Raw genomic sequence first — 7,660 nt, 5'->3', positions numbered from 1 at the left:
GCCGCCGATGCCGTTATCGGCGTTGAGCCGGGCGACGATATGCGCGGCAAGGCTCTGGAGAAGTGGCACGCGCTGGGCAGTCCGGCAAGCATATCGTTCATTTCCGGCTATTCCAACGCGCTGGAGCTTCCTGCTGCCTCCGCCGACATTGTGACCTGCTCCCAGTCCTTCCACTGGATGGAGCCGGTGAGCACGCTGAAGGAGGTTTCGCGGGTGCTGCGACCGGGCGGAGTCTTCGCCGCTTACGATTGCGACTGGCCGCCGGTGCTTGAGCCGGATATCGAGACGCGCTACAACGAGTTGATCGAGCAGGCCGATGTCATTATCAGCCGCCGGATACCTGCCGAGGAGCGGGCGGTTAAGTGGAACAAGGAAGGCCATCTGGACCGCATCGGGGCAAGCGGTGAATTCTCCTTCGTCCGCGAGATCGCCTTCCACAACATGGAGCGCTGCGGCGCGGAACGGTATGTCGGACTTACACTCAGCCAGGGCAGCGTTCAGACCGTGCTGCGGCTTGGCGGAGGCGAGCTGGATAAGGAGATTGCGGGTTACCGGGAAGCGGTGGAGCATTATTTTAACGGCCGGACCCTGGAGACGCTGTTCAGCTACCATATGAGACTGGGGATCAAATGAACGGAACGCATAAAGTCACGATATGGAGGGGCCACCATGGAAGCGAACAATGGAGATTCGTCTCTCCCGTACAGATTGGCCCGCCTTATGCCGATGTGGAATTTTCAGGGAACTGTGTAATTTATCTGGTTTGGGTGAGCAGAAAATAACCGGCAGGCCCGCTGAAATGGAAAAAGGCTTGCACGTCCAGGCAGGGCGGCATTCCCCCCTCATGGTAAACAGTGAAAAAAAGGTTCATGGTTACAATGAATCCAGAACTGTAGACCGGAGGGGCAGCCTATCATATCCGGTTTTTCGCTTCCCGGCATTCTTGCTTTTTCCGGCCGCTTCCGGCGCCTTCGCATGTTGTTCGCAATGTTGTAATAACTGCCTCACGATACCTCACTTACAGAGTGATATAATGAAGCTGATTGAAAACCTCATATTTTTTCTAAAATTTTTTCGAAAAGAGATGACGAGCACATGAACGAGGGGCTGCAGGAGCGCCTTGAAAAATTCGGTTTTTCGCTATATATGATTCGGGTTACACTGGCAGCCTCATTGTCCTGGATGGCTGTTCACGCCATGTACGGCGGCGAGTTCTCGTACTTTGCGCCGCTGGCGGCGATTCTGATTACCCAGGGCAGCGTCAAGGCCTCGCTCGAAAAAGGCATCTACCGGCTGCTCGGCATTGTCCTCGGCGGGACTGTCAGCCTGATGATCGGCCACTTCTTCAACGTCGGCCCGCTGTCGATCCTGCTGATTCTGCTGATTGGGCTCGGCGTGGCGACCGCTTGCCGGATCAACTTCCAGGCGATTACACAGGTGGGCGTTACCTCGGTACTGGCGCTGACCTTTATCCAGGATCATTATGTGATTTTCAGAGCTTCGGAGACACTGATTGGCGTGGCCTTCGCCCTGCTCTTCAATATGATTATCGTACCGCCCAAGGGCTTCGTCAACGTGAAGAGCACAGCCTTCGCGGGCACCCTGCTGCTCGCCGACGGGCTGAACGGACTCGCGCCGGGACGTGATGAAAGTGGCCAGTCCGAAGCTTTGAAACGGTCCGGTCAGCTGCTTAAGAGCAGCGCTCAGAAACAAAGCGAGCTTGTCTTTACACTGTCCCATGTGCCCTGCAGACATGATCTGTCCGTCATGAAGGAGTCGATCTCCCATTTACAAACGATGCATGGGTATGTGAAAGAAATCGCAAGTGAAATGCGGCTTCTGCCGCCGCATTTCGCTTCCGCCGACTGGATGCGGGAGACGCTGACCGCTACAGCTGACTGCATCGCCATCTTCGGGGCCAAGACGCTGTCGGATACGGAATGCCGCAGCTCGCTTCCGGAAGCTCTGCGCCGCGCCCGCGAGCTTCAGCTCTCCAGCTTCTCCGAGCTTCAGGGCAGCTGCCCGCTGACCGCCATCCGCGATCTGGGCGCTGTCTTCTCGCACATGAACCGGCTGCTGGACGAGGTGGAGCGCGCCGATCACGCCGTCTGCTCCGCCGCTCCGCAGCGCGTCCGCGCCCGGCTGGAGCGCGCCGTGCGCTTTGCAAAGAAGGGACTCTCCCACAAGCTTTAAGCTTGGGAGCGTCCCTTTTTTTTCCAAGGTTGAGCACTTGCAAGAATCCCCTGGCGACTCTCTTCCCGAGAGGCCGTTTCTCTTTGCCTGCAAGCATCGTTGTTATCGCTCCTCGTAAACCGGCCGCTCCAGATCGAAGATCCGGCCAATCGCGCTGTATGACAACCCGGCCAGGCGGCTGACCGGCTTCAGCTTGCCGATGTCGATCCGGCCGTTCTGGATGAGATCGTCCCGCACATAGAAGCTCAGCACCTCGCCGATGAACACATCGAAGTGCCCCAGCGGAACATGCTGCGCAAGGCGGCATTCCATGGCAACCGGACATTCCTGCACCCGGGGTACCGCCACCATGGTGCCGGGAACGGCGGTCAGTCCCGCAAGCCCCAGCTCGCTGACAGACTCCGGCGCATTGATGGAGGTATGATTAATCGCCTCAATGTTGTCCTCGTCCGTGATATGCGCGACAAACTCCTGATTGGCCAGAATATTGCGGGCCGTATCCTTCAGCGTGCCATCGGCATGCCGTCCGCAGGAGAACATGATCATCGGCGGGTTATCGTTCACAATGTTAAAAAAGCTGAATGGCGCCGCGTTAACAATCCCCTCCGCATTGATCGAGGTAACGAACGCAACGGGCCTCGGCACAACGCTGCCGATGAGCAGCTTGTAATTGTCATGAGGCGTCTGTTCATTCATTTTAATAATCATAATATTTTTCCTCCTTCGAGAGCCTGATAATCGGCCAATACAGACGCCCGCTGGCGCTGTATGCGGACATTGACCAGCAAAATGCTGATTACGACCAGAAGCAGTCCTATTACCAGATTAACCGTTATCTTCTCATTTAGAAAGAGGACGCTCGCGCCGATGGATACAAGCGGGATCAGAAAAGTATAAGAGCCCACTTTTCCCGCCTCGCCCTCGTTAATCAGCTTGAAATAGACAAGCCAGCCAAGCGCAATGACAAAGACGGAAATAAAGAGCGTAACGGCGACAAAAGCGAGGTTCCATCGGATGGCTTGCCATGGCTCCGCCACGCTCCCCGCTGCCAGCAGAATCAGTCCGCCGAGCGTAATCTGCATAGCGGTCATCCACAGCATATCGACCCGGTCCATCATCCGCTTTAAATATACCGTCCCGAAAGCCCAGCACAGGGCGGTGGCCAATGCGAGCAGAACGCCCCACAGCGAAATGCTGCCGGTCAACCCCCCTGCGCTCAGGCAGCCCACACCCAGAAATCCGAGCGCAAGCCCCGCCATTTTTTGCCCGTGCATCGCTTCCCCAAGCCACAGCCAGGAGAAAATTCCGAGCAGCACCGGCTGAAGAAATACGATTGCCGAGAACAGCCCCGCCGGCACGTACTGAAGCCCGATCGTTTGAAAGCCATAATACAGCACTATGCTTAGCAGCGCAGAGCTTAAATATACCGGCCACAGCGTCTTGAACCGGAGCAGATGCGCTTTGGGCAGCCCGATCAGGATCAGCAGCACCCCGCCGATCAGGGTCCGGATTCCCGAGAACAGCAGCGGCGGCGCGTATTCCAGCGCTATTTTGGATAACGGCCAGTTGATCCCCCAGACCAGCACAAGAAATGTTAATAAGAGAACTGTAGATTTTTGCCGAGACATTGTACTCCTCCTTGTTATTCATCCTGTACTGATGATACAATACTTCTAGATATAAATAAAATGAATGTTAATTATAAGGAGCATACCAAAACTGTTATGAACAAAGGACAAATTGAGCTGTTTGTCAAAATTGCGGAGAGCGGCAGCTTCACCCGGGCCGGACAGGAAATGAACATGACCCAGCCTGCGGTCAGCCGGGCGATTTCCACCCTTGAAACCGAGCTGGATGTCCAGCTTCTCGTCCGGGATCGGCGCGGGATTGCGCTGACAGCGGTCGGCAGGCGGATACTGGTTATTTTTCGCGATATTCTCAAAGGCTTCAGCAAAGTGGAGCAGGAGGTTGCGGCGGAAAAAGGGCTGGACAAGGGTTTAATCTCGGTCGGCACTTTTCCCGTGGCAGCGGCTTATTTTATTCCCAAAATTATTGCCGCCATCTCCCGTCAGTATCCCAATCTCGAATTCCGGCTGCATGAAGGCACCATAATGGAGGTAAGGGAATGGCTGGACACCGGACTTGTTGATGTCGGCCTTCTGATTCCGCCGCTTGACGGACAGGACACCTTCCCGTTGTTCCGGGAGAAGCTGTACGCAGTGGTGCCCACCGGACACCCCTTGGCGCAGCAAGCCATTGTGCGCGTTAAAGATTTGGAGAATGAGCCGATGCTGGTCTGCAAATCCGGCTACGAGCCTCCGGTCATCGATCTCTTCCAAAGGGCGGAGACGGAGCTTACGGCCAAATATGAGGTCCGCAATTATAACACCGCGCTGAATATGGTCCGGGAGGGGCTGGCTGTGGCGGTGATGTCCCGGCTGTCGCTGCTGTCAGTGCCGGACGGCGTAGCTGTGCGGGAGCTTGAGCCTGAAGCATACAGGGATATCCACCTGTCCGTAAGATCGGCGGAGAACTGCTCGATTGCGGTTCGGCTCTTTATCGACACGGCGCTGGAGCTGTTCGCAGGAAAAGAAGCGGAAGACTTGAAGCGGAGCAACCCTGACCCGGACCTGCATAGGACGGCATTTTAAGCCTCGAATTTACGACTGGGCTGCGTTACGCGGCTACACCTTACTTTAAAGGAGAATTGAAGGATGAAATATAACCGACTTGGAAGAAGCGGACTTCAGGTGTCGAAGCTGGGGCTTGGCACCAACGCCTTCGGCAAGCGGGCGGATCAGACCGCTTCCGCGGCGGTGCTGCACACCGCCCTTGATAACGGGATCAACTTTATCGACACCGCTAATATTTACGCCGGAACGGAGTCGGAGCGGATTATCGGAGAGGCGCTTACGGGCAGACGGCATGAGGCCGTACTCGCAACCAAGGCTGGACTGGTGCGGCACCCCGGCCCCGGCGGCAGCGGTTCATCCCGGTTCCACCTGATGCGGGAGCTGGAAGACAGTCTCCGCCGCCTCAAGACGGACTATGTCGACCTGTACCAGATTCATACCTTTGATCCGCATACTCCGCTTGAGGAGACGCTGCGGACGCTGGATGACATGGTATCCTCGGGCAAGGTCCGCTACATCGGCGCCTCCAATTATGCGGCGTGGGAGCTGATGAAGGCGCTCGGCATCAGCGAACGGACGGGCTATGAGCGCTACGTTTCGCTGCAATGCAGCTACTCGCTGGCTGATCGTACGCCGGAGCAAGAGCTGGTCCCGCTCTGCCAGGACCAGGGCGTCGGCATCATCCCGTATTTTCCGCTGGCCGGCGGCATCCTGACCGGCAAATACGGCGAAGGGAATGAGGCGCCCGCAGGCTCCAGAGCCGACACCGACCCGAACTTCGCCCGGTTCCTGACCGCTGAACGGATCGCGCTGGGGCGGAAGACAGCGGCGCTCGCGGCCAAGCTGGAGACAACGCCCGCCGCGCTGTCCCTGGCCTGGCTCATGAGCCGTCCGGCGGTGTCCACCGTCATTGTCGGCGCTACCCGGGCGGAGCAGCTGGCCGAGAGCCTGAAGAGCGTGTCCCTTGCTCTTGGCGACGAGGTACAGGATAAGCTCGGCGCTATTAGCCGCCCGTTCATCCACGGCGAGCCGTTTGCGGTGTACCGCCTGCCGGAGTAAAGGGCGTTAGGCCCGCTCCCGCATTCGGGTGCTATTTATTGAACATATGCCCGGCCAGGGTTAGCGTATCCATACTTGGATGGCCGGATATTTTCCCGCCTGCTATACGGCTTAAGCGCCCCTGTTCAATCTTCTTGGCCCATTGGAAACTTAAGTAAAATAATTCCATTGCTATCGACAATTTCGGACAAGCTATTTATCCCAAAGCTGATATACTACAGTGAAAACCGGCAAAATACGGTTATTTCATTACTGGGAGGAACGAAATTTGAGAACAAAGGTCGCTGCTGTCGCAGGTTCAATGCTGGTCGCCACAAGTCTGTTGGCGGGATCGGGTTATGCGAAACCGGCCCAACAGGCCCCTGAGAAACAAAAATATGTGATCGCGTTTCAGTCTTCACTTCCGGCAGACTATGAAACCATTGTGACGAAGGCCGGAGGAACAGTCCTGCGGGCCATCCCGGAACTAAGCGGACTCGAAGCAGAATCGGAAAGGCAGGACTTTCTTGCGAATCTGAGCGGGATTTCAGGCATTCAAGCGGCCAACCGCGAAATGGTGTATCAGCTTGATGAAGACACCGCCGGCGCCGACGGCCAGCCAGTGACCGATATTCCGCAGGACGCGGATACGTATTGGCCCTATCAGTGGGACATCAAGCGGATTACGAATAACGGGGCCTCCTACAAGCTGGAAACGGGCGGCGCCACAAGCCCCGACGGCACGGTTGCGCACAAAGCGGTTGTTGGCGTCATCGACACGGGAATCGACGCTGAACATCCTGACCTGAAGGCGAATTTCCTCGGGGGCGTGAACTTTGTCCCGGCAGGTGTCGACGCCAGCGAAACAGGCGATCCAAGCGATCTCAGGGACCGCGATGGCCACGGCACCCATGTGGCTGGCTCCATAGCGGCCAACGGCAAGGTCAAAGGCGTAGGTCCCGGCCTTGGCATCCGTTCGTACCGTGTATTCGCGGCCGAGGGCGGCGCGCCAACCTCATGGATCGCCGCAGCCATCGTTCAGGCTGCCAAGGACAAGGTCGATGTTATCAATATGTCGATCGGGGGCTACGACGGCATTGCCAGATACACCTATTATGGTTTCAAGTACAATGATGTGGCGGACATGCTCCTTTGGAAGCGGGCGCTGCAGTATGCGGTGAAACGCAATGTAACGGTTGTTGCTGCCGCTGGCAACGAGTCGCTGAATCTGAACGACTCGGGCTCCGTAATCGATTATATGAACCAGACATACGGATACCTCGGCCTGACCTTCAAAAGCGCCGTGAAAGAAGTGCCGGGCACGCTGCCGGGCGTCATCAACGTGTCTTCATCGAATCAATGGTCTTCGAACAAGATCGCGTTCTATTCCAATTACGGCAGCACGATCGACGTGGCGGCTCCCGGCGGGGACAACGGTCCGGTCTATGATGCAAGCCGAAATCTCGACGAGCGGGATTTCCACTTCCGTACGCTCAGCACATGGCCGACTTATCTGGAGCCTTACTTCACTTCGAACCTGAGGGGCTATGCGCTGCTGCATGGGACTTCGATGGCCGCTCCGAAGGTTGCGGGCATTGCGGGCGTCATCAAGGCCGCCCACCCGGAATATACGCCGGCCCAGGTCCAGGCGCTCATCAAGCAGACGGCTGACGATCTGGGTAAGCCGGGGCAAGACCCCCTGTTCGGCTCGGGAGAAGCCAATATTTTCAATGCATTGAGCCGATAATCTCGTACCGGCGTCCTGAATGGGCCTGCCCCAAATGAATGAATTTTCA

General features: G+C 56.9%; 7 protein-coding genes. 5 read left to right on the top strand and 2 right to left on the bottom strand.

Translation table 11 applies throughout. The features are described from left to right. Nucleotides 1-633 (top strand): class I SAM-dependent methyltransferase (locus L692_RS0126910; RefSeq protein WP_025703051.1); only part of this gene is annotated, 633 nt, incomplete at its 5' end. Between the two features lie 462 nt (nucleotides 634-1,095). Beyond that, nucleotides 1,096-2,193, top strand: a complete 1,098-nt coding sequence (locus tag L692_RS30930; protein WP_025703049.1) for an FUSC family protein — start codon at nucleotides 1,096-1,098, stop codon at nucleotides 2,191-2,193. A gap of 102 nt (nucleotides 2,194-2,295) precedes the next feature. Here L692_RS30930 and L692_RS0126900 read toward each other — a convergent pair whose 3' ends face one another. Further along, nucleotides 2,296-2,901, bottom strand: a complete 606-nt coding sequence (locus L692_RS0126900) for a flavin reductase family protein (protein ID WP_036725906.1) — start codon at nucleotides 2,899-2,901, stop codon at nucleotides 2,296-2,298. After that, nucleotides 2,898-3,821, bottom strand: a complete 924-nt coding sequence (locus L692_RS0126895; protein WP_025703045.1) for a DMT family transporter — start codon at nucleotides 3,819-3,821, stop codon at nucleotides 2,898-2,900. Before L692_RS0126895 ends, L692_RS0126900 begins: the two co-directional genes overlap by 4 nt. Nucleotides 3,822-3,917: 96 nt before the next feature. Between L692_RS0126895 and L692_RS0126890 the strand changes: the two genes are divergently transcribed. The 3 genes from L692_RS0126890 to L692_RS0126880 all read left to right on the top strand — a co-directional run bounded on the left by L692_RS0126890 (nucleotide 3,918) and on the right by L692_RS0126880 (nucleotide 7,611). Further along, complete coding sequence (locus L692_RS0126890) at nucleotides 3,918-4,844, top strand: LysR family transcriptional regulator (RefSeq protein ID WP_025703043.1); 927 nt, start codon at nucleotides 3,918-3,920, stop codon at nucleotides 4,842-4,844. A gap of 63 nt (nucleotides 4,845-4,907) precedes the next feature. Further along, entirely contained in the window at nucleotides 4,908-5,885 is a 978-nt protein-coding gene (locus L692_RS0126885; protein ID WP_025703039.1) for an aldo/keto reductase, read from the top strand. Nucleotides 5,886-6,153: 268 nt separating this feature from the next. After that, nucleotides 6,154-7,611: a S8 family serine peptidase gene (locus L692_RS0126880; protein WP_025703037.1), complete on the top strand. Its 1,458-nt coding sequence runs from the start codon at nucleotides 6,154-6,156 to the stop codon at nucleotides 7,609-7,611. Nucleotides 7,612-7,660: the final 49 nt, after the last annotated feature.

The organism is Paenibacillus forsythiae T98, from assembly GCF_000520735.1.
In the GTDB taxonomy this organism is placed as follows: Bacteria; Bacillota; Bacilli; order Paenibacillales; family Paenibacillaceae; genus Paenibacillus_AQ; species Paenibacillus_AQ forsythiae.
Note: the sequence above shows the minus strand (reverse complement) of the source record. Positions and strands in the feature narration are given on the sequence as shown.